Annotated in this window: 2 protein-coding genes; both read right to left on the reverse strand. The window is 69.5% G+C overall.

What is annotated here, in order from left to right; all coding sequences use genetic code 11:
- Nucleotides 1-776: electron transfer flavoprotein subunit alpha/FixB family protein (locus tag ACO1BU_RS37485; protein WP_424140921.1), on the reverse strand; the 776-nt coding region annotated here is incomplete at its 3' end.
- Between the two features lie 2 nt (nucleotides 777-778).
- On the reverse strand, nucleotides 779-1,192 hold a 414-nt coding region (locus ACO1BU_RS37490; RefSeq protein ID WP_424140922.1), incomplete at its 5' end, for an electron transfer flavoprotein subunit beta/FixA family protein.

The following is a 1,192-nucleotide window of genomic DNA, read 5'->3' on the forward strand; positions in this document are numbered from 1 at the left end:
TGCTGGATCGCGCCCGAGATGCCGAAGGCCATGTAGAGCTCAGGCGCGACGATCTTGCCGGTCTGGCCGACCTGCAGGTCGTTCGGCGCGTAGCCAGCATCCACCGCGGCACGGGAGGCGCCGACGGCGGCGCCGAGCTTGTCCGCGATGCCGTCCAGGATCTTGAAGTTCTCCGCCGAGCCGATGGCACGGCCGCCGGAGACGACCACGCGGGCAGCGGTCAGCTCGGGGCGCTCGCTCTTCACGATCTCGGCGCCGACGAAGGAGGAGACGCCCGGGTCGGCGGCGGGCTGCGCCGGCTCGACATCGGCGGAGCCGCCCTCGGGAGCCGCCGGATCGAAGGAGGCGGCGCGGACGGTAATCACCTTCTTCGCGTCCGAGGACTGCACCGTCGCCAGCGCGTTGCCCGCATAGATCGGGCGCACGAAGGTGTCGGCATCCACGATGCCCGAGATGTCGCTGATCGGCTGCACGTCGAGCAGCGCGGCGACGCGCGGCATCACGTTCTTGCCCAGCGCGGAGCCGGGGGCGAGGAGATGGGTGTAGTTGCCGGCCAGGCTCTGGATGAGGGCAGCGGCGGGCTCGGCGAGCAGGTGCTCGGTCGCGGCATGCAGCACCTTGGCGACGCCGGCGATCTTCGCGCCGGCCTGGGCCACGGCTTCCGGCCCGATCACCAGCAGATGGACATCGCCCAGCTTGCCGGCGGCCGCGATGGCGGAGCGGGTGGGCTGGTTGATGGAGGCGCCGTCATGGTCGGCGAGGACGAGGACGGTCATCTTCAGATCACCTTCGCTTCGTTGCGGAGCTTCGAGACGAGCTCGGCGGCGGAGGCCACCTTCACGCCGGCCTGGCGCTTCGGCGGCTCCTCCACCTTGATCACCTTCAGGCGGGGCGTGGTGTCCACGCCGAGATCGGCGGGCTTGATCGTCTCGATCGGCTTCTTGCGGGCCTTCATGATGTTCGGAAGGCTGGCGTAGCGCGGCTCGTTCAGGCGCAGGTCGGTGGTGACGATGGCCGGAAGCTTCAGCTTCACCGTCTCCAGGCCGCCATCGACCTCACGGGTGACATTGGCCGCACCGTCGGCGATCTCGACCTTGCTGGCAAAGGTGCCCTGGCCCCAGCCGAGGAGGGCGGCCAGCATCTGGCCGGTGGCGTTCATGTCGTCATCGATGGCCTGCTTGCCGAGGATGAC

It is taken from the genome of Roseomonas chloroacetimidivorans, assembly GCF_049629625.1.
Classification (GTDB): domain Bacteria; phylum Pseudomonadota; class Alphaproteobacteria; order Acetobacterales; family Acetobacteraceae; genus Roseomonas; species Roseomonas chloroacetimidivorans.